This window comes from Pseudomonas sp. NY15372, assembly GCF_048068215.1.
GTDB classification, from domain to species: domain Bacteria; phylum Pseudomonadota; class Gammaproteobacteria; order Pseudomonadales; family Pseudomonadaceae; genus Aquipseudomonas; species Aquipseudomonas guariconensis_A.
On the sequence record NZ_JBLUPY010000005.1, the window covers coordinates 128,747 to 148,091 of the forward strand.

At 63.7% G+C, this 19,345-nt stretch carries 19 protein-coding genes; 2 read left to right on the forward strand and 17 right to left on the reverse strand.

Annotated elements, in window-relative coordinates; translation table 11 throughout:
- The first annotated feature begins 27 nt into the window (after window positions 1-27).
- Window positions 28-732 carry an NAD(P)H-dependent oxidoreductase gene (locus ACNFG0_RS06140; protein WP_196155586.1) on the forward strand — a complete coding sequence of 235 codons (705 nt, stop codon included), beginning with the start codon at window positions 28-30 and terminating at the stop codon, window positions 730-732.
- A gap of 159 nt (window positions 733-891) precedes the next feature.
- Window positions 892-1,863: a porphobilinogen synthase gene (gene hemB / locus ACNFG0_RS06145; protein ID WP_416764271.1), complete on the forward strand. Its 972-nt coding sequence runs from the start codon at window positions 892-894 to the stop codon at window positions 1,861-1,863.
- Between the two features lie 106 nt (window positions 1,864-1,969).
- On the opposite strand, the gene gspD is transcribed toward hemB, so the two are convergent.
- From gspD to ACNFG0_RS06230, 17 genes are all read right to left on the reverse strand, one after another.
- Window positions 1,970-4,207 (reverse strand): type II secretion system secretin GspD, encoded by a 2,238-nt coding sequence (gene gspD / locus ACNFG0_RS06150; RefSeq protein WP_416764272.1) that lies wholly within the window; start codon window positions 4,205-4,207, stop codon window positions 1,970-1,972.
- Window positions 4,204-4,716 (reverse strand): hypothetical protein, encoded by a 513-nt coding sequence (locus ACNFG0_RS06155; RefSeq protein WP_416764273.1) that lies wholly within the window; start codon window positions 4,714-4,716, stop codon window positions 4,204-4,206. Before ACNFG0_RS06155 ends, gspD begins: the two co-directional genes overlap by 4 nt.
- The gene (gene gspM, locus ACNFG0_RS06160) at window positions 4,713-5,330 is read right to left on the reverse strand and encodes a type II secretion system protein GspM (protein WP_416764274.1); all 618 of its coding nucleotides are present in this window, start codon (window positions 5,328-5,330) and stop codon (window positions 4,713-4,715) included. The genes ACNFG0_RS06155 and gspM overlap by 4 nt, the downstream gene beginning before the upstream one ends.
- A complete protein-coding gene (locus ACNFG0_RS06165) occupies window positions 5,311-6,333 on the reverse strand; it encodes a type II secretion system protein GspL (RefSeq protein ID WP_416764275.1) in 1,023 nt (340 codons plus the stop codon). Before ACNFG0_RS06165 ends, gspM begins: the two co-directional genes overlap by 20 nt.
- Before the next feature lie 5 nt (window positions 6,334-6,338).
- Window positions 6,339-7,052, reverse strand: coding sequence for a type II secretion system minor pseudopilin GspK (locus ACNFG0_RS06170; protein ID WP_416764276.1), 714 nt, complete (start codon window positions 7,050-7,052; stop codon window positions 6,339-6,341).
- Window positions 7,049-7,654 carry a type II secretion system protein GspJ gene (locus ACNFG0_RS06175; RefSeq protein WP_416764277.1) on the reverse strand — a complete coding sequence of 202 codons (606 nt, stop codon included), beginning with the start codon at window positions 7,652-7,654 and terminating at the stop codon, window positions 7,049-7,051. The genes ACNFG0_RS06170 and ACNFG0_RS06175 overlap by 4 nt, the downstream gene beginning before the upstream one ends.
- Window positions 7,651-8,013: a type IV pilus modification PilV family protein gene (locus ACNFG0_RS06180; protein WP_416764278.1), complete on the reverse strand. Its 363-nt coding sequence runs from the start codon at window positions 8,011-8,013 to the stop codon at window positions 7,651-7,653. The genes ACNFG0_RS06175 and ACNFG0_RS06180 overlap by 4 nt, the downstream gene beginning before the upstream one ends.
- Complete coding sequence (locus tag ACNFG0_RS06185; RefSeq protein WP_416764279.1) at window positions 8,010-8,444, reverse strand: pilus assembly FimT family protein; 435 nt, start codon at window positions 8,442-8,444, stop codon at window positions 8,010-8,012. The genes ACNFG0_RS06180 and ACNFG0_RS06185 overlap by 4 nt, the downstream gene beginning before the upstream one ends.
- A gap of 8 nt (window positions 8,445-8,452) precedes the next feature.
- Window positions 8,453-8,875, reverse strand: a complete 423-nt coding sequence (gene gspG, locus ACNFG0_RS06190; protein WP_416764280.1) for a type II secretion system major pseudopilin GspG — start codon at window positions 8,873-8,875, stop codon at window positions 8,453-8,455.
- 9 nt (window positions 8,876-8,884) lie between these two features.
- A complete protein-coding gene (locus ACNFG0_RS06195; RefSeq protein ID WP_416764281.1) occupies window positions 8,885-10,084 on the reverse strand; it encodes a type II secretion system F family protein in 1,200 nt (399 codons plus the stop codon).
- Window position 10,085: 1 nt separating this feature from the next.
- Window positions 10,086-11,774 (reverse strand): type II secretion system ATPase GspE, encoded by a 1,689-nt coding sequence (gene gspE / locus ACNFG0_RS06200; protein ID WP_416764282.1) that lies wholly within the window; start codon window positions 11,772-11,774, stop codon window positions 10,086-10,088.
- Between the two features lie 431 nt (window positions 11,775-12,205).
- Complete coding sequence (locus ACNFG0_RS06205; RefSeq protein WP_416764283.1) at window positions 12,206-12,562, reverse strand: hypothetical protein; 357 nt, start codon at window positions 12,560-12,562, stop codon at window positions 12,206-12,208.
- 56 nt (window positions 12,563-12,618) lie between these two features.
- On the reverse strand, window positions 12,619-14,013 hold the full coding sequence (locus ACNFG0_RS06210) for a TULIP family P47-like protein (RefSeq protein WP_416764284.1): 1,395 nt from the start codon (window positions 14,011-14,013) through the stop codon (window positions 12,619-12,621).
- Window positions 14,014-14,045: 32 nt separating this feature from the next.
- Complete coding sequence (locus ACNFG0_RS06215) at window positions 14,046-16,220, reverse strand: TULIP family P47-like protein (protein ID WP_416764285.1); 2,175 nt, start codon at window positions 16,218-16,220, stop codon at window positions 14,046-14,048.
- A 64-nt stretch (window positions 16,221-16,284) separates the two neighbouring features.
- Window positions 16,285-17,637 (reverse strand): TULIP family P47-like protein, encoded by a 1,353-nt coding sequence (locus ACNFG0_RS06220; RefSeq protein ID WP_416764286.1) that lies wholly within the window; start codon window positions 17,635-17,637, stop codon window positions 16,285-16,287.
- A gap of 293 nt (window positions 17,638-17,930) precedes the next feature.
- A complete protein-coding gene (locus ACNFG0_RS06225) occupies window positions 17,931-18,623 on the reverse strand; it encodes an amino acid ABC transporter permease (RefSeq protein ID WP_416764287.1) in 693 nt (230 codons plus the stop codon).
- 3 nt (window positions 18,624-18,626) lie between these two features.
- The gene (locus ACNFG0_RS06230) at window positions 18,627-19,343 is read right to left on the reverse strand and encodes an amino acid ABC transporter permease (protein ID WP_416764288.1); all 717 of its coding nucleotides are present in this window, start codon (window positions 19,341-19,343) and stop codon (window positions 18,627-18,629) included.
- Window positions 19,344-19,345: the final 2 nt, after the last annotated feature.

A 19,345-nucleotide genomic window follows, 5' to 3' on the forward strand; every position in this document is an offset into this window, starting at 1 on the left:
CAACGATTCACTAGCAAGGACCCTTTCATGAATGTACTGATCGTCCACGCTCACCCCGAGCCGCAATCCTTCACGGCCGCCCTGCGCGACCAGGCGGTCGAGACCTTCACCGCCCAGGGCCATCAGGTGCAGGTCAGCGACCTGTACGCCATGGGCTGGAACCCGGTGGCCAGCGCCGAAGACTTCGGCACCCGGGAGAACCCCGACTACCTGGTATATGCCCTGGAGCAGCGCCTGGGGGTCAAGAGTGGCTCCATCGCCGCGGATATCCAGGCCGAACTGGACAAGCTGCTGTGGGCTGACCTACTGGTGCTGAACTTCCCGATCTTCTGGTTCTCCGCCCCGGCCATGCTCAAGGGCTGGATCGACCGCGTGCTGGTCTCCGGTGTGTGTTACGGCGGCAAGCGTTTCTACGACCAGGGCGGGCTGGTGGGCAAGAAGGCGCTGGTGACCGTGACCCTGGGCGGGCGCGAGCACATGTTCGGCGACGGTGCCATCCACGGGCCGCTGGAGGACATGCTGCGGCCGATCCTGCGTGGCACCCTGGCCTATGTCGGCTTCGAGGTGCTGCCACCGTTCGTGGCCTGGCACGTGCCGTACATCAGCGACGAGGCGCGCAAAGGGTTTTTGCATGACTACCAGCAACGCCTGACCCACCTTTCGGACGACCTGCCACTGGAGTTCCCCAAGCTGTCGCAGTTCGACGAGGCGCTGTATCCGCTGCCCAAGTGATTGCGACCGATTGTCGCTGAGCGGAGACCCGGACGGGCGCGATACCGCGCCCACTTGGTTTTGTTGCCCGGGGCGCAACACATATTCTTCACGTCAAGACTGGTCAGTGGCGGCCCTACGACTTAAGGTGGCGGGTAGCAAAACTTGTCTGGAGCTCCAATGTCGAACTTCCCCATCGTCCGCCCACGTCGCCTGCGCCAGAACCCATCGTTGCGCAACCTGTTCCAGGAGACCGAATTCCGCCTCGACGACCTGATCCTGCCGATCTTCGTCGAAGAAGGTATCGACGATTTCGTGCCCATCACCAGCATGCCGGGGGTCAACCGCATTCCCGAGAAGCGGCTCGCCAGCGAAATCGAGCGCTACGCCCGCGCCGGCATCAAGTCGGTGATGACCTTCGGCGTCTCGCACAACCTGGACGCGACCGGTAGCGACACCTGGAACGAAAACGGCCTGGTGGCGCGCATGGCGCGTATCTGCAAGGACACCGTGCCGGAAATGGTGGTGATGTCCGACACCTGCTTCTGCGAATACACCAGCCACGGCCATTGCGGCGTGCTGCACGACCATGGCGTGGACAACGACGCCACCCTGGCCAACCTGGGCAAGCAAGCGGTGGTGGCCGCTGCCGCCGGTGCCGATTTCATCGCCCCGTCGGCGGCGATGGACGGCCAGGTCCAGGCCATTCGCAGCGCCCTGGACGGCGCAGGCTTCCATGACACGGCGATCATGGCCTACTCGACCAAGTTCGCCTCTTCGCTCTACGGCCCGTTCCGCGAAGCCGGCGGTACCGCGCTCAAGGGCGACCGCAAGAGCTACCAGATGAACCCGATGAACCGCCGCGAAGCCGTGCGCGAGTCGCTGCTCGACGAGCAGGAAGGGGCCGATGTGCTGATGGTCAAGCCGGCCGGCGCCTACCTCGACGTGATCGCCGACATCCGCACCGCCTCGCGCCTGCCGCTGGCGGCCTACCAGGTCAGTGGCGAGTACGCGATGATCAAGTTCGGTGGTTTGGCCGGTGCCATCGACGAGGCACGGGTGGTGCGCGAGAGCATCGGTTCGATCAAGCGTGCTGGCGCCGACCTGATCCTGACCTATTTCGCGATGGACCTGGCCCGCGACGGGATCTGATGTGGGGCCGGGCAGGGTAATACTGTAGGTCCTGTAGGGGCGGCGGTCCGACTTGTACCGTGTGAGGCCTCGTGCCGCGATGGGCTGCGCAGCAGCCCCAATGGGTTCAGGACCCCGCCGCCTGGGCTTTCAACAATTGCATCTGCTGGCGATACTCCGCCGTCACCTGGCGCGCCTGCTCGGGGTTGTTCACCACCTTCGGTGTGATCAGCACGACCAGCTCGGTACGATCGCGGCTCTTCGAACTGCTGCCGAACAACCAGCCAAGGCCAGGAATGCTCGAGAGCCAGGGCACGCGGGTCTGCAGCTTGGCGTTGTCCTGCTTGATCAGCCCGCCCAGCAACACCGTCTGGCCGCTTTGCACGGCCACCTGGGTCGAGACGGCGCGGCTGGAAATGCGCGGGTTGGGCTGGGTAGGCGTGACCGCGCTGTCGTCGGCGTCGCTGACCTGTTGCTGGATGTCCATGTACACCAGGCCGCCGGGGTTGATCCGTGGCACCACATCCAGGATCACGCCGGTCTGCACGTACTCGACGCTGCTCAAGGTCGTGTCCGAGGTGCCTGTGTTGACCGTGGTCTGGCTGATCGGGATGTTTTCCCCCACCTGTATCTGCGCCTGCTGGTTGTTCAACACCACCAGAGATGGCGCCGACAGCACTTGGGTCAGCCCTCGTGTTTCCAGGGCGCGCAGCGCGACCTGCAGGTTGTCGCTGACGAACGAGTAGAACATCGAGCTGCTGCCCAGGGCGACCCCGCCAGCACCCAAAGCCCCCTGGCTGCCGGGCTCGTTGGCCACGGTGGTGCTGGACGAGTTGCCGGCCAGGCGGCCCAGGTACCACTGCACGCCCAGGTCGAGGTCGCCGGTGAGCGTGACTTCAAGAATCCGGGTTTCGATCTGCACCTGCAGCGGCGGGCGGTCGAGGCGCTTGACCGCCGACTCGATCTCTTCCCATTGGGCCGGACGAGCCCGCACCAGCAACTGGTTGCTGCTTTGCTGCGCGGTGATGCGTACCGCTTCTTCGAGAGGGTTGGCGCCAGTGCTGCCCGCCACGCCGGCGTCGGGTTCGGCCGTGACGGCTTCGTCGCTCGGATCGCCGAATTCGTCGCTCGCCTCTTCATCGCCGACATCGCCTGAGGCAAGTGAGCCAGGAACGCCGTTATCAGGCTGCCCGCTGCCATTCAACGACAGCAGGTTGGTCGTCTTGAGCCCCGGCGCCACCTTGGCCGCCGCAGCTTCGGCAACCTTGCGAGCGCCATAGATCTGGCGCAGGTAGCGGGCCAGGTCCGCAGCCTTCATGTTGCGCACGTCGTATACGTACAGCTGGGGCTCATTGCCGCCGCCTTCGTCGATGGTTCTGATCCAGTCACCCACTTCTTGCAGGTACGCCGGTTGCGCCGAGATGGCGACGATCGAGTTGGTGCGCTCGTTGGGCATGAACCTGACCATGTCCGCCAACGGCAGCCCGCTGTCCGGGCCGAACAGCTTGTGCAACTGCGGCATGAGCTCGCCGACCGAGGCGCGTTGCAGACCGTAGACGCCGATCGACATGCCCTTGAGCCAATCGACATCGAAGGTGTCGATGGTGTCTTGGTAGTTGGCCAGTTCGTCGGGCGTGCCCGCCAGGCTAATCAGGTTGCGTGCCGGGTCGACCAGCAGGAAGGCGTTGTCGCGCACGAACGGCTGCAGCAATTTCTGCATTTCGGTCGCGCCGATGTAGCGCAACGGGTAAAGGCGCGCGGCCAGGCCTGGAGCGGGTTGCGCCGTGGCCACTCCAGGTACCAGCTTGCCAGCAACGGCCTGGTCCGCTGGCAGGATGACGTAGCGCTGGCCCTGGCGGATCAGTGCGTTGTCGGTCCAGGACAGCAGCGTCTCCAGGATCGACAGGGCTTGTTGCTTGTTCACGGGCCTTGAGGTGGAAAAGCTGACCGTGCCCTGCACACCTTGGGCAATGCTGTAGTTCTCATGCAGCAGGTCGCCCATGATGCTGTTGACCACGGCCTCGATCGGCTGGTCGGTGAAATTGAAGACGATGTCACCGGGCTCCGAGGCAGGCGTGCGCGCGGCGCTTGACGACGGGCGAACGAAGGTTTGGTCGCCTTCGATGATGCGCCGTGTAGGGCTCGCGGCAATCGTATCGCTGCGATCGGTCGTCGGTGCCTGTGCGACGCTGGCAGGTGGCAGCGGCGCTCCGGCCCCCTCGAGGGCTTCGCGCATCAGCGCCTGGTCAGTCTGCAGGCCTTGCCTGGGAGGGGCGCACCCGGCCAGGGCGACAGCGACACATAGGCCCAGCAACGGTGTGCGCACTGTCGGCAGGAGAAAACGCGAAGATAGGTGCATGGTCATAGTGATGGAGTACGTGACGGTGTGATGACGGAAGCCTTGGGTGGCGCGGGCAAGCGCGGCAGGGGCAGGCTGAGCGTGTAGGTCTGGGCATTGCGGGTGAAGGTGGCGGTGGTCGCGGTGAGGTGGCTGAGGGTCCAGCCACTGCCCAGGGTCGCGCCTAGTTCGACCTTGTGCGCCGGCTCGTTGCCGTCGCGCAGGTAGGCCAGCTTGGCATCGGTGCTCAGGACCACGCCGCTCAAGGTCAAGCCGGCGAGCGCCGGCACCTGCTCCCCGGGCAAGGACGGGTCGGGCTGGCGGGCCGGGGCGAACAGTGGGTGAGCCCAGGTTTCGGCAAGCAGCGCCTGCGACAGCCGGGGCGAGGGCGTAGGCTGTGCGGGGGCCTTGGGATCGGGAGCAGGGTCTGCGGCTAGCCACTGGGGCACGATCGGTGCGCCGAGCGCCCAGGCGATGGCCACCAGCAGCGCCAGGTTCGCCACCAACAGTACCAGCGTGAAGCGGCGCTGCTTCATGAGGAAGCCCCAGCAGAGCCGGCCCGATGCATGTAGCCATGGATCAGCAGGTGCACCTCCAGGCGGCCGGCGCCGCCCTGGGCCGGTGCCGAAGCGCTGCGGCGGATGCTCAACTGGTCGATGAACAGGCTGGGCTGGTTGTACTCCAGCGCATGCATCAGCAGCGCCAAGGGCTCGATGGCGCAGGCCAGCGTCAAGCTCACCTTCACCTGGCGATAGGGCGCGGCGGGTGCTGCGCCTTGTTCGCTGGCAGGCATCGGCATGCTCTGGGTCACTTCGCAGCCCACGCCATGGCGAGACAGCCGCTCGACCTGGTCGGCTACCCGCTGCATCAAGTTCGCCGTCACAGTGTTCGGGTCGTCGCCGGGCAGCAGGCTTTCGCGCCTGCCAGGATCATCCTGGGCACGCTTGAACTGGGCCTGCAGCGCAGTTTGTTGCAGCATCAGGCTGGCATAGCGGCGCTGTTGCTCCTGCAACGCCTGGGTTTGCTCGTCCAGGGCGCGCAGGGGGGCCAACCAGAGGCGCTCGACTCCCAGGTACCAGCCGGCTCCGATCAAGCCGGCCAGCAGGCCCAATGCAGCGACCTTGCGTTCTCTACGGCTTAGCGGACGCATCACGGGGCTCCTGCTTGAGTTGGGCGCGGATGGTGAAATGGTCTCGGTCGCTGGCCTGGTCGACCAGGATCGCGCCCTGGAACCGGGCATCCACGAGGGTTTGGCAGCCCTTGAGCTGGGTGGGCAGGGCACTGGCCTGGGGGCTCTGGCCGGTAAACATCACGTGGCCGTCGTCGTGCACCTCTAGGTGCTCTAACCAAGTGTCCCTGCCCAGGCACGCGGTAAGGTCTGCCAGCATCCAGCTCAGGGAGGGCCGCTGCGCCTTCAGGCGGGCCAGGTAGGACGATGCGTCCAGCGTCGTATCCAGCGTGTTGCGCAGCTCCAGCAAGTGCTGCACGGCTTTGCGCTGCTGGGCCACTTCCTGCTGCATGGCTTCGACCTGGGCCTGCCGGCGCTCCAAGTAAGCGGCTGCCAGCACCAGGGTGGCAGCACAGCAGCCGACCCACAGCCATCGGTCGAGCCGGGCAGGGCGGGTCAGTACTCGGCGCATGCCGGGCGGCAGCAGGTCGATATGCAAGCGCTCGCCATCGGCGCCTTGGGCGTCCACCGCCAGCAGGTGCAGGCCTTGCTGGCGGCAGGTGTCGACCATCGCCTGCAGGGCCGTACGTGCAATAGCGACCAACTGCACATCGGCGCCCGCGGCATGCCGCTGCACGATGCGCGCGATGAAATGCACCTGGTCCGCGGTATAGGGGGTGTACTTGTCGATCTCATAGGTAAGGACTTCGTGCAGGTTGCGTATCGCCGCCAAGGGCAGGCTGATGCGTTGCGCCATGACCTGGGCGGGGGCGAGCAGCAATACAGTCGGGCGCCCTGGCTGGCAATCGGCGGGCAACGGCCAGGTGACCACCTGGCCGACGTTGCGCTTGCCGACTTGCGCTGCCAGTGCGGGCGGTAGCATCTCGCCCAGTTCGGCGACCCAGGCGCCGACCCAGCGGTGCACGCTGCTGCTCAGCCAACCGGCCTGCCAAGCGTGTCGCCGGGCGGCAAGGTGCCTCATCATCCGCTTCATTCCTGCCACCTGAGGACTCGGTAGGGTTTGTTGCCGACATAGGCGGGCCGAAGGACCAGCGTCACCTGCAGGCGGGAGGTGAAGCCACTGGCCAGGCGCGGCTCGCTGGTGACGGTCAATACCGGGCCCGGGGCCGGAGCGGAGCCACGTGGGCTGGGCAGGCCGAGCAACCCGGCCAGCCGTGGCGCTGCGAGCCCCGCGGCAGGCAACGGGGTACCCGCCCAGACGGTGATGAACGGCAATGCGCGGTCATAGACCGCCTGGGTCATGCCGGGGAGCGGGCGAAATTCTTCGGGCATTCGCAGAGGGACCTCGTTACGCCTTGCCAGCAAGGCCTGGGTGATGGTCGTTGCGGTCTGGGCAGTGGCGCCGCTGGCACGCAATAGCTTCGCCAGGCTCATGGATGAGCAGGCGTTGAGGTCGAGCTTGCCGCGCTCGCTGGCGAGGCTGATACGCAGCGTGCTACCGGCGAAGTGCAGCGCATGCGGCTGGCCGTCAGGCAACCAGCGCGCCTTGTCGTTGCGCAGAGTATTGGCCACCGCCAGTTCGACGCCTGCCTGCGCGGCAAAGGCCGCCTGGGCCTGGTCGCTCTGCAGGTGCGCCAGACGCTGCTGCAGTTGCACGGCCGTCGCCAGCCCGGCCAGCAGTACGTCGAGCAACCCGACCACCCACAGCACGAGCAACAAGGCCGCCCCCCGTTGACGCGTCATGGCCGGCCACCGTCGCCGGAATGGTCCAGCAGCAGGTTGACGTGAAGGGTGGGCCAGGTCTTGCCGTCGGCAAGCAGCACATCGACGCGCACCGCACGGGGAAGGCGCTGGGGCCAGGGCCAGTCCCTCATCCAGCCGGTGGCCTTGCCCAAGGGGGAATCGCCGCTGTAGCGCAGCTTCAATGCCTTGATCCCGCCTAGCAAGGGGAGGGGTTCGCTCCAGGACTCCAGTCGCTGCCCGTCCAGCCTAGCCAACTGCAGTTGCAGGCGCCCCTCGCGCAGTTGCAAGCGCTGGCGGTACAAGCCGCCGCCCACCGAGCTGGGTACGGGGGCGTAGAAAACCACATGGTCACCACGGCCTTCGAATGTTGCGGTATGCCTGCCATCGTCGGTTTGCGCACTCAGCGCGAGCACCTGGCCGAGGGCCCGGCGCAGCAGGCGCTGAGTGGCGCGTTGTTCATCCAGTTGGGCGGCCAAGTGTTCGGCATTGGCCAGCGAGCGATTGGCCAGCATCAGTGCCGACGCCACCAACCCCATCAACAACCCCACCAGGCTCACGACCATGAGCGTTTCCAGCAGGGTGAAACCCGTCTCCCGCCTCATGGCCGGGCCTGCCCGTTGCGGGCACGCAGCGTGCTGTAGCGGGTGGTGCGCTGCCCGTCGCTGATCGACAACGCTAGCCGGTACAGCTCGACCGTGCCTGGGCCTGCAGGTTCGGCGGATACCTCCAGTACCCAGTCCAGGCCTTGCCAGGTGCCGCGACGCTGGCCGGGCGCAAGCTCGCCAAGGTCGAAGTCGTCCATTAACGAACGCGCAGCGGCTGTGTGCCGGTCGGATCGCTCGGCCTGCTGCAACGAGCGGCTGCCCTGGGCGAAAGCGCCCAGCAAAATTACGGTCGCCATCGTCAGTACGGCAATGGCCGCGAGCATTTCCAGCAAGGTGAAGCCACGTTGGCGGTTCATGGCAATGCCCGCAGGGTAACGCTGCCGGTCAGCCAGCTGATGTCGATGCGCCAACGCGCCTGGCCACGGGTCACCAGGATGTTGCCCCCGCTGGCGGCACCGTCGGGGTAGAACGCAAAGGCCGCGCCCAACTCGCGGGCGGTATGCAGGCGCACCGTGAAGTCGGCGGGCCACGCGATAGGCCTGCGCTCCGGCCCCTGGACGAGGCGGGCCTCCAGGTCGAAGTTCACCTCCACGGCTTGCCCGCTGGCGATGGCTTGGACCCGCGCGCTGCGCAAGGCGCCGACCATGCTTGCCAACGCGCTGCGCTCGGTCGCCGCCTGCATCCCGCGGCCCAGGCTCGGGGCCAGGATCGCTGCGGTAATGCCTGCCAGTACGATCACCAGCAGCAGCTCGAAGAGGGTGAAGCCGCGCTCGCGGAGTTGGGCCACGAAGGGGGTTATTCCCAATTGCCCAGATCGGCGGCGTGGCCTTGCCCGCCGGGTGCGCCATCCTGGCCGAGGAAGATCAGGTCGAAGCTGCCATGGGCGCCAGGGTAGCGATAGGTGAAGGGGTGGCCGAACGGGTCAAGCAGGTCCGAAGGCTTGGCATAGGGCCCTGCCCAGCGGCTGGCATTGGCCGGCTTGCGCAGCAGGTGGTCCAGATCGCTTGGTGGGGCACCCACGTCCAGGGCATAGCTTTCGACCTTCATGGCCAGGCTGGCCAGCTGCGCCTTGCCGGCGCCGTACTTGCCTTTGTCGACATTGCCCCCGACTTGGCGCACGACAATTGCCGAGACGATGCCCAGGAGCACGATGACCGCGAGCATTTCGAGCAAGGTGAAGCCTGCTTGGCAGGTAGCTTGGCGTCGCTGGGCGCGCATGATGGTCTCCTAGAGCGTGTCGGTGAGGCTCATGAGCGGCAGCATGATGGCGAGCATGATCGCCGCCACCGCAACCGCCATGAACAGGGTCAGGGTCGGCACCAGGGCCGCCAGCAGGCGCTCGATGGTGCGCCTGGCTTCGTGGTCGTAGAGGTCGGCGACCTTGAGCAGCATTGCGCCGACGCTGCCGGATTGCTCGCCGACCTCGATCATCTGGATGGCGAGCTCCGGCAGCATCGGCTCGCCGGACAGCGCGCGGGCCAGGCTGCTGCCTTGCTTGACCTGTTCGGTGGCCTGCCCAAGGTGCTGACGCAGGCCATGGTTGCTGCTGATGTCGCGGCTGATGACCAGCGCCGGCAGCAAGGCCACGCTGTGGTTGAGCAAGGTGCCCAGGGTGAAGGCCAGGCGCGCGGTTTCCAGCCGTTGCACCAGCGGCCCGAACACGCGGCTGCGCCAGAGCCGATGGTCCAGGGCAACCCGCCGCTGCAGGTTGCGCCGCGCGGTCAACCACAGCCATGCCGCACCGGCCAGCATGGCCAGGCCCGGGAGGCCCCAGGCATGCACACACTCACCCAGGGCCAGGATGGCGCGGGTCGCCAGCGGAAGCGGCACGCCCAGGTCCTGGAAGACCGGTACGAACTGTGGCACCACGTAGGCCAGGAGCAGCCCCAGCGAGCCGATGACGCCCACCACCAGGAACATGGGGTAGATCAGCGCATTGATGATGTCGCCACGCAACCTGTGGCTGCGCTCGAGGTAGCTGCTCAATTGCGTCAGGGTTACCTCGAGTACGCCTGCGGCTTCGCCGGCCCGCACCAGGCTGGTATAGAACGGCGAGAACGTCGCCGGGTGTGCCTCGAGTGCCTGGGACAACGAATGCCCGGCCTTGACTTGGTCACGCACCTGTCCCAGCACCGACTGGGCAGCAGGCTTGCGCACATGCTTGAGCAGCGTGGCCAGGGCCTTGTCCAGCGGTTGCCCGGCAGTGATCAGCGTGGCGAGCTGCTGGGTCAACGTGGCGAGTTCCGCAGCACGCAACACATTGCGCTGGCGTGTGCCACGCCGCAGATGGCTGCCTGGCTTCAGGCTCAGCACCAGCAGGCCACGCCGTTGCAACTGGCGGGCTGCGTCGTTGCGGTCGCTGGCCTGCAGTTCGCCTTGTTGCTCGCGGCGCTCTGCATCCAGTGCGCGGTAGGAAAATACCGGCACCTCAGTCGTCTCCCGTGACGCGCAGCACTTCTTCGAGCGAGGTAATGCCGGCCAGAGCCTGGCGCAGGCCGTCTTCATGGAGTGTCACCAGGCCTTTGCCGCGGGCAGCCGCCTCCAGGCTGGTGGCGTCGCAGCGGCGCATCAGCAATGCGCGCAATTCGTCATCCAGGACCAGCAATTCGGTGATCGCGATGCGGCCATGGTAGCCACCCCCAGTGGCTTGTTCGTCCGCCCGATAGAGCAGGATCGGCCGCTGCTGGGTATGGCGCGCCAGGTCGTAGCGTTCGATGAGCTCGGCGGGTGCCTCGAAGGCGATACGGGTTGCAGGGTCCAGCCGCCGGACCAGGCGCTGGGCCAAGATACCCTGCAGGGTCGAGGCCAGCAGGTAGCCCTCCACACCCATGTCCAGCAGGCGGGTGATGGTCGCCGCGGCGCTGTTGGTGTGCAGCGACGACAGCACCAAGTGCCCGGTCAAGGAAGACTGGATGGCGATACGGCAGGTTTCCAGGTCGCGCATTTCGCCGACCATGATGACGTCGGGGTCCTGGCGGACGATCGAGCGCAGTGCGCTGGCGAAGTCCAGGCCGATCGCGGGCTTGACCTGGATCTGGTTGATGCCCGGCAACTGGTATTCGACCGGGTCCTCGACCGTGATGATCTTGCGTTCGGCAGTATTGAGGCCCGACAGCGCGGTATAGAGCGTGGTCGTCTTGCCGGAGCCGGTCGGCCCGGTGACCAGAAAGATACCGTGGGGGCGCGCTAGCAGGTGCTCGATGGCTTCTAGGGTCGGGTGGCCGATGCCCAGGCTTGCGAAGTCGAAGCGCACGCTTTGCCGGTCTAGCAGGCGCATCACCACCGACTCGCCGAAACTGGTCGGCACGGTGGAGACGCGCAGGTCCAGTTCGCGCCCGTGGATGCGCAGCATGATGCGCCCATCCTGGGGCAGGCGGCGTTCGGCGATGTCCAGACGGGCCATGATCTTCAACCGTGAGATGACCGCTGCTGCGTAGCCGCTGGGCGGCGCCTCGCCTTCGACCAGCAGGCCGTCGACCCGGTAGCGCACCTTCAACTGCTGCTCGAACGGCTCGACATGGACATCCGATGCCCGCTGTTCCACGGCGCGCTGCAGCATCAGGTTGACCAGGCGGATGACTGGTGCTTCGGAGGCCATGTCCTTGAGTTGTTCCAGGTCGTTGTCGGCGAGGCCGTCGTCGGCCACCGTCTCGATCGACGCCACGCCGCTCGAATGGCCGTCCCCATAAGCTTGCCCGATCAGCCGGGAGACTTCGCCGGCAGTGGCGATCACCACCTCGACCGGCTTATCGGCCTGGTAGCCAAAGGCTGCGATGGCGTAGCCGCTGAGCGGTACCGCAGCAGCCACCCGCAGCCGTGTCGCATCCTCGCTCAAGGCGATGACGCCATAGTGGCGGGCAAAGCGCTCGGGTGCGGTGGGGTTGGCCTGGACCGTTTCGTTCGCCAGCCTTGGAGCACCGAGCAATTGCGCATAGGCAGTGGCCATTTGCTGCTCTTTTACCGCTCCCAGGCGTAACAGCGTGCGCAACTTTTCATCCTCGCCAATGCCTTGTGCCACGCCCAAGCGGGCGGCACGCTGGATATCCGTGGCTTGAAGTGCGCCAGCATCCAGCAACCACTTGCATATATCTTCGGTGGTGGGAATGTTCAAATTCATGTGATGGCTTTATGCAAGTAATGGCCATATAGCGGCGCAACTTCCGTCGATAATTAGGAAGTTGCGCGAGAATACGTCGTTGTGTTTTCTGGCGCAATAAGGCACCCCTGTTTGCACGGTGCGCCGCGCGGGCGGCGCTCGATGCTTGCCCGAAAACGAAGGGTGGCCAGCCCATTTCTAATTCGTTAAAAGGTCATAGATGCCCGTAACGATTTCAATGAGCTTTTAACTGAAAAGGGCCTGCGCCGTTTCAAACTTCCGTACTCAGGCACCCGCATTCGCCCCATGCCCGCGCATATATACCTGGGGGCTACATCCCCATTCCTGACGAAACGTATAGATAACGCAGACGTCCACCCGTGACCCAACTCAAGGGCCGTTCTCGTGACATCGGGTTGCTCGAAGTTGCCGAAGGATGAGCAGCAGCGTCGCTACCGACGGCGTGCGTACAGCTTCGGCAAGGCGGCAAGTTGCGCATAGAAGGCCTCTGGTAGCTCAGGAATGGCCTGTTTCAATGCGCCGATCGGGTCTTGCATGAAATGCTCCATACGCGAAGCATCGCCTCCCAGCCAGGCAAAGAAGCGCTGCTCATTGGCGGTCATTTCCTGGATCAGCCACGTGATCGCATCAGCCGCCTGTTGGTCGGTTTCAGCGACCTTGCGAACGAGCGCATGATCCTTTCCGTCCACCGGAACCCTGGGCGCCCGGGAAGAGAAGGTCAGGTAATGTTCGCCCTGGGCACTGTCTTTCAAGCGGTACTTCACGAAGTGGGTCGACTGGCTCGCCATGGCATGGCTCCTGTTGCTCCGTCGGGGCAGGGTACGCTGTCTCTGTGCCTGAAGGCCTAGACGAACAGCGGATCACCGCCCAGTTGCAGTGAAATGTTCGGGTGCACGTAGTCCAGCGTGAACGACGAACTGCCCGTCCATTTGATCGGGTCGACGGCATTGACCATGAGCAGGTCGACGGCGGGCGAGGTGTCCTTGTTGACCGACTCGATGGCGCCTGTGGCGATCTGCGAGGCCCCCAACAACAGGCCGATCACCAAGCCGCCTACGACGATCGAGGCTCCGTCGGTGAGAGGGGCGCAGATCACGGAAACCAGGCCGATGATGATCGACAGGATGACTTCGGTGATGACCACGCCGGGGTCCTGGTGGACGGTGTATTGCTGATCCGTCGGCTGCGTCTGGATGAAGGTGATGGTTTGGCCGTTGTTCGACGTCCCGAGGTTCAAGGTGTACCAGTTGGTGGCGGTCGTCTGCGAGGTGATGCCAAAGGTGATGTAGGTCGTGGTGGTACTGGTGACGGTGAATGTCTCGCCGTCGGTTTCCACGGTAAGTGCGGTGAGCTTAGGGTAGTAGGTCGAGCTGCCTTGCTGCACCGGCGGCATGTCGACGGATACCCCCTGCACCAGGTAGAGACGGGTCTTGTCGTCGCTCATCAGGAAGTTGTCATCGGTCAGCCCGGGGTAGGCGACCATGATCGCCGGGCGTATCAGGTCATAGAGCGTTCGTTCCTGGGAGACCAGGAACCCGGCTTCGCTTCCCGCGGGTATCGCCGAGGGCGATATCTGGTCGCTCAGGGCTTCACCGCTACGATCGCCGGTCATGGTGAGTACACCCAGGACGCTGTCTGCCAGCGTGGCGCCATCGAGGTAGGCGTAGCTTGTGTAGTTGGGGGTCACGAAGCCCCACTGTTGTTGGTCGATCATGCGGTTGAGATCGACGACCGAGAAGATATGGCTGAATGCCTCCAGGTTTTCGTTGATCCATTCCAGCAACGCCTGCCCGAACACTGCACTGGTGACGGTCCCGGGGTCAGGAGACAGCGTTACTTGCCCGACCAGGGCGGCCACGGGAGTCGATGGGTCATCCGAGGTGGTTTTCGCGACCAGCGCGACAGGGTTGGACGGGACATCACCCGATACATCATGGGGAATGTAGTGCAGGTTGATTTCAATGACCGCCGCGCCCGTTTCGCAGGCCACGCGCTGGCCGTTGCTGTAGTCCACCACGACTTCGGTCATGGGGATGGCAAAACGTACATTCTTGCCATCCCCTCCCATGCAGATCTGCCAGTCGCCGAAATGGGCCGAGACTGTGTACGCATCCGGCGCCGTGAGGGAAAACGCCGGCGGAGACGACTGCTGGTCGACGATGGATTTGTTGACGTCTGGAACAGGGATGGCGAAGGCGGTATCCCAGTTGTAGGTGTAGACCCCTGTGTTGCTCGCCATATCGCGTCTCCTTGTTCCGTACGCCGTTGCGGTCATTTGGTTTTCAGGCCGATTTGAAGCGAGTCTGCGAGCCACGCCGAGGTGAGGTCATAGCCGTTGACGCCGGGGAAGGTGTACGGCTCGATGGCGTCATTGGCGAAGGCATCGAAGCCAGGCACATTCTCCCATTCGTTGTTGTACACCGACGCCAGGATGGCGGAGACGGCGATCTCCACCCCTGAGGCGGCGGCGATGGCACCGGTGATTCCGCCAAACACTTTCCAGCGGGTGGAGTTGAAAGCGTTCTTGATGCTCGTCATCCGCCCACCGGTCTGGTTGGCGCTCACGCTCAAGGCATCCTGTTCATTGGCAAGGTTCTGCGCGTCCGCTTCCTCACTACCGCTGAGCTCATCAACGAAGGAAGATTCATTGAGCAGGGCGCTGCCTTCGTCCACGCCTTCGACCGTGACCTCCGCTGCGCCGGCCAGGCCATCGACGATCGGGCCCAACACGGCTACCAGCGCTAGCGTGGCCGTGACGGCACCCAACACGATCTCGAAGGTGATCTCCGCTTGGGTCTTGGTGACATTGATGGTCATGTCGCGAGCTGACTGGGTGAAGTTGAAGATCTGCTTCGTCGGCCCCGTCGAGGTAGTGACTGTCTTCAGGCCAAGGTTGACTTGCTCGGTGTAGTTGATGTGCACGTCGTACTGCCAGCTCTGGGCGTAGGTCAGGTCGATGAACTTGATTTCGAGGAAACTGTGCTCCAGGTTCATCTCGAACTGCCCCGCAGGAATGCTGACCTGGGTGGCTGTGTAGAACTCGAGCTGGCCGTTCTCGAGATCGACGATGTACTCGCCGCCGCTGCCGCTGAGAAACCACTGGCTGCCCTTGACATTGACCCTGACGGTATCGCCGCGCAGGTCAGGGTTGTAGAAGTAGCCGCCGTTGCCATTGTATTGCTTGAAGGCATCGACCAGCCCCTGAGGCAGCGTACCCTCGTCCAACTGGGCAGAGTAGCCGTTGTCCGGCGTGGTGGCGTCGGGGTCGTCTTCCATCTTGAAGTAGCCGTAGACCAAGTCGTTGACGTTCTTGATCGACAAACCATCGTTGAAGATCGAGAAGTCCTCGTCGCTGGCATCGTCGAACAGGTGCTTGGCGCCTCCGAGCATCATGTTCTTCATGAAGTTCGGGCCACTGATCAACAGCCCCACGTCAGCACCGTTAGCATCGCTGCCGGAGGGAATGGCGTTGGGCGAAACCTGGTGATTGGTGCCGGGCGCATTGTTTTGCACCATGGTCATCACCCCCATCACCGAGCTCTCCATGGTCTGCTGGTCGATCACTGCATAGCTGGTGGCGGTCGGGTCGATCCAGGTGTAATTGGGCGATTGCGCAAGCTGGGGGGTCAGGTCGATGACCGAGAACACGAAGTTGAAGTAGGCGATGTTGCTGTTGAACCATTCGCTCAGAAGATCCGGAAGCACCGCATTACCGATGGTGCCGGCGTTCGGAGGGTTCAGCACAGTGATGACCACGACGGCTGGCGTACCCCCGGCCTCCTCGCTGAGGGCGCAGAGCTGGCTTTTGAAGGCTTCGGTGTATTGGTAAACGGACAGGAACTGGTTCTGGTCCTTGTCTTGGCTGAGGAATAGGTAATAGAAGGTATTGTCGGCTGCGGCGATCAACCAGGCGGCCGACGGCTTGACCGGCGACAGCGGTGACTCGCTGGTGATGGTGACACCGTTGGCTTCGAACTCGCTGATCAGCGCCGCATCGATGATGTTGTTGTCAAGGTCGGTGACGATGGCGCTTACACCGCTGTTGATCACGAAGGACAGCTGGCCCGGATCGGGAATCCAGTCCATGTTGATCTGGATGACAGCGCTCATGCCCAGCCCGTCGAGCGGATAGCTGTTGGTGCCCGCTTGGTAGACACCACTGACGATCGGCACGCTCATATTGATGTTTTTGCCATCGCCACCGGTGGTCAATTGCCAGGCGCCCAGGCTGGCCTGGATCTGGTAGGTAGGGTCGTCGCTGGCGGCCTGGGAAAGGGTTTTGGCCCGATCATCGACACTGCTCCAGTTGTCGGTAAGGGCGGTATTGGTGGTATCGAAATGCAAGGCCACCACGGTATCCCAATCATAGGTATCGGCCGTTGGGTGGGTGTCGACTTGCGCTACGGGTACCGGGGCGATCGCGGTGTTGTCGGTCGTGACGGCCATTGGCTGTTTCCTCCTGGATGGATCAATTTCCCGGCATGGAACCCGTACCGGGCACCTGGAACGCTCAAGAAAGATTTCCACGCACGTAGAGGGCGCCGTCGAGTCCGCCGTCGGTCAACGTGAACGACTGGCCGTTTGCCTGCCAATCCAGAAGGTCGGTGACATTCACCGCATGATTGCCGAGGGTGGCCTGCAGGGTTGCGTTGATGTTGGACATGCCGATGTCGTTGACTTGGTCGCCGAAGTCATTGACGGCATCGGTGATGTCAGCGATCAGGCCGACCAGTGTCAGGCCCAGCCCCACCAGAATGATGTAGTCGTACCATGGGATGTCCTGGTCGTGGGTGGTCTTCGGGTTCGGATCCTGTTTGAAGGTCATGACGCCAGTGGAGACGTCCAGCGACAGCGGATTGACCGTCTGGGTGGTCCAGCTGTAGGACGCGTCAGGCAGATCGGCGAGGCCGAACAGGAAGGTGAGGGGACCGCCACCTGCCGAAGAGGTCTGCAAACCGTCGCCTGCATCTGAAGGCCAAAGGGAAAAATGGGTGGTGTTGATCGAGTCGCCGCCCACCACCACGGTGAACGGGCCATTATTGGCAATCAGCGAGTGTTGGTTCGCTTGGCTGACGGAGAACGCTCCACCCGGGAACGTTGCTTGGACGCCCGGTAGCAATGTGTACTTGAAGAACGCCGCCTGCGAAATGAGCGCGACGGCATTGGCTCCTGGAACCAATGCCGTCGAATCGAATGCGGGAGTTGATGGGAAGGGCGTATCGTCCAGCATGGACAAGAAGCACAGCGCCTCGATGTCACCCGATGCAATGTAATACTGCCACTTGTACGGGCGCAGCCAGCTCGACGCCCCTGCCGGTACCGGGACGACCCCGGCGAACACATACTGCAGGTTGCCCCGGTTTTCGTAGAACGCCGCCTGGATGATCTGCTTGAGCATGCCGATGGCAGCACTCGTCAGCAGGCCGGAAGGGTCGGTGACCGTGAGAATCGCGACATAACCGGGATCATCAGGCGTTGCGCCTTGGCTCGGGGAAAACACCAGTTGGGTCGCTGCCCCTTCGCCGCTGAGTGTTTGCTGGCTGCCGGAGCCCATCCAGCCTAGCGTGATTTCCAGCAACAAACTGACCCCAGCCATATTCCACTCACCATTGACGCCGGGGAGGTTCGAGATGCTCAGGCTGCCATCCTTGATGGGCACATTGAGCTTCATCAGGCCGTTTTGGCCACCATCGGCCATGCTCCAGACATCCAGATGGACATCGAGCATGGTGATCGCACCGGTCATGGGGTCGTGGTCGGTATAGGCGAGGGGCATCGATACCGATGCCAAGTTGTTGCGCATGATGTCGTTGACTTTGTCCTGGGTCAACGCATAGGAATAATCATATTGATAGGTGTCCATAAGAGCGTCCCTGCCTCTTTGCAGCTGCGCTCACCCCATGAGCAAGCGCGTGGTGTGTTTCTAGGCTAGTCACTTTCTTGGAGGGGTCAACGCGTTCAAAAAAGGCGAGCGAGGGCGAAGGCCAAGTGGCGGGGCGCGTTATTTTTTTCATGCCTTTTCAGACATTTTTTTATTGCCAGGAGAGATCACGCACAACGCCCGTGCCGCGCCAAAACCTTTTGGTTTCGTTGAATATTTACGCTCAGCAGAACAGGGATCCGCGGTGTGGACATATAGAACTGCCTGCTATGTGTTTAATGAGATAACTGTCTTGAAGAATGTCGTCGGGCCAACAATCCAGCCAGCAGGTCGAGCGTGGAGCACAACAAGAAGTAGAGCAGGGCGACGAAGAGGAAGATCTCCGTGGGATGCACCATCACCCGATTGCTTACCTGGGTCGCCACGAACGACAGCTTACCTACCCCGATCACATAGGCCAGCGAGGTGTCCTTGATCAGCGAGATCCATTGGTTGAGAAACGACGGCAGCATGATCGGCAACGCCTGGGGCAGTATGACGAGCCGCAGCACCTGCGCGGGTCGCAGGCCCAAGGCTTTCGCCGCCGCCCATTGGCCGGCGGGCAGGCTGTGGATGCCGGCATACACCGAATGCGCAAGGTAAGCGCCGCCGATCAATGACAGCGCACAGACCACCGTGGCCAGTGCCGGCACGTCGACCTTGAAGACGATCGGCAACAGGAAGTAGCTCCAGAAGATCAGCATCAGCACCGGGATGGCGCGGAAGAAACCCAGCACCGTCACCAGTACCCACCGCGGCCAGCCGCGCAGCACTGCCAGGGCGATGCCCAGCCCCAGGCCCAGCACAGCCGAGGCCAGGCCTGAGAGCAGTGCCAGCAATAGGGTCAGCGCGGCGCCACCGAGCGGGCCGTCGGGGTAGGCGCCTACCAACAGGTACTGCAGGTTGTCGACAATCACCGAGAAGTCCATGCCTCACGCACCTCCCTGGCGGTAACGGCGGCTGTTCTGCAGGGCCTGGCCGAGGGCTTCGATGAGCGCGATTGCACCGATGTAGAGGAGGGTGGCGACGCCGAAGGCCTGGAAGGTCTTGAAGGTCTCGGTCTCTACCTGGCGCGAGGCATAAGACAATTCGGCAAGGCCAATGGCCATGGCCAGGGAGGAATTCTTCAGCGCGTTCATGTACTGGCCGAGCAGCGGCGCCAGCGCGGTACGCAGCGCCTGGGGCAATACCACCACCCACCACACCTGGGCTGGCCGCAGCCCCAGCGCCAGGCCCGCGGCACGCTGTTGCGGGCGTACCGAGGCAATGCCGGCGCGTATTTCCTCGGCAACGAAGGCCGCGGTATAGAGCGTCAACCCCCAGGCCGCGGCGAGGAATTCGAACGAAGGCCACGGCAACCCAAGCCATTGATGCGGGATGTTGAGCCAGACAACAAGATCTTCCGATAACAGCGCCGGCACGCCGAAGTACCAGAAGAACAACTGCACCAGCAAAGGGGTATTGCGAAAGGCGGCCAGATAGGCACGCGCCGGCCAGGCACACCAGCGCCTGTGCGCAAGGCGGGCGATGGCCAATGGTGCGCCGATCAGCGTGGCGAGCAGGCAACTGAGCAGGGCAAGGCCTAGGCTCATCAAGAAACCGTCGAGCAGCAGCTGCAGGTAACGCGGGGCGAGGAGGTCACCGAACATCG

Excerpts from the sequence above, each read along its gene's own strand:
- ACNFG0_RS06220 (WP_416764286.1), bottom strand. The coding sequence starts at position 17,637 with ATGGACACCTATCAATATGATTATTCCTATGCGTTGACCCAGGACAAA.
- ACNFG0_RS06180 (WP_416764278.1), bottom strand. The coding sequence starts at position 8,013 with ATGAACCGCCAACGTGGCTTCACCTTGCTGGAAATGCTCGCGGCCATT.
- ACNFG0_RS06210 (WP_416764284.1), bottom strand. The coding sequence starts at position 14,013 with ATGGCGAGCAACACAGGGGTCTACACCTACAACTGGGATACCGCCTTC.
- ACNFG0_RS06230 (WP_416764288.1), bottom strand. The coding sequence starts at position 19,343 with ATGTTCGGTGACCTCCTCGCCCCGCGTTACCTGCAGCTGCTGCTCGAC.
- gspE (WP_416764282.1), bottom strand. The coding sequence starts at position 11,774 with ATGAATTTGAACATTCCCACCACCGAAGATATATGCAAGTGGTTGCTG.
- ACNFG0_RS06165 (WP_416764275.1), bottom strand. The coding sequence starts at position 6,333 with ATGATGAGGCACCTTGCCGCCCGGCGACACGCTTGGCAGGCCGGTTGG.
- ACNFG0_RS06225 (WP_416764287.1), bottom strand. The coding sequence starts at position 18,623 with ATGGACTTCTCGGTGATTGTCGACAACCTGCAGTACCTGTTGGTAGGC.
- gspD (WP_416764272.1), bottom strand. The coding sequence starts at position 4,207 with ATGACCATGCACCTATCTTCGCGTTTTCTCCTGCCGACAGTGCGCACA.
- hemB (WP_416764271.1), top strand. The coding sequence starts at position 892 with ATGTCGAACTTCCCCATCGTCCGCCCACGTCGCCTGCGCCAGAACCCA.
- ACNFG0_RS06205 (WP_416764283.1), bottom strand. The coding sequence starts at position 12,562 with ATGGCGAGCCAGTCGACCCACTTCGTGAAGTACCGCTTGAAAGACAGT.
- gspM (WP_416764274.1), bottom strand. The coding sequence starts at position 5,330 with ATGCGTCCGCTAAGCCGTAGAGAACGCAAGGTCGCTGCATTGGGCCTG.
- ACNFG0_RS06175 (WP_416764277.1), bottom strand. The coding sequence starts at position 7,654 with ATGAGGCGGGAGACGGGTTTCACCCTGCTGGAAACGCTCATGGTCGTG.
- ACNFG0_RS06215 (WP_416764285.1), bottom strand. The coding sequence starts at position 16,220 with ATGGCCGTCACGACCGACAACACCGCGATCGCCCCGGTACCCGTAGCG.
- gspG (WP_416764280.1), bottom strand. The coding sequence starts at position 8,875 with ATGCGCGCCCAGCGACGCCAAGCTACCTGCCAAGCAGGCTTCACCTTG.
- ACNFG0_RS06140 (WP_196155586.1), top strand. The coding sequence starts at position 28 with ATGAATGTACTGATCGTCCACGCTCACCCCGAGCCGCAATCCTTCACG.
- ACNFG0_RS06155 (WP_416764273.1), bottom strand. The coding sequence starts at position 4,716 with ATGAAGCAGCGCCGCTTCACGCTGGTACTGTTGGTGGCGAACCTGGCG.
- ACNFG0_RS06170 (WP_416764276.1), bottom strand. The coding sequence starts at position 7,052 with ATGACGCGTCAACGGGGGGCGGCCTTGTTGCTCGTGCTGTGGGTGGTC.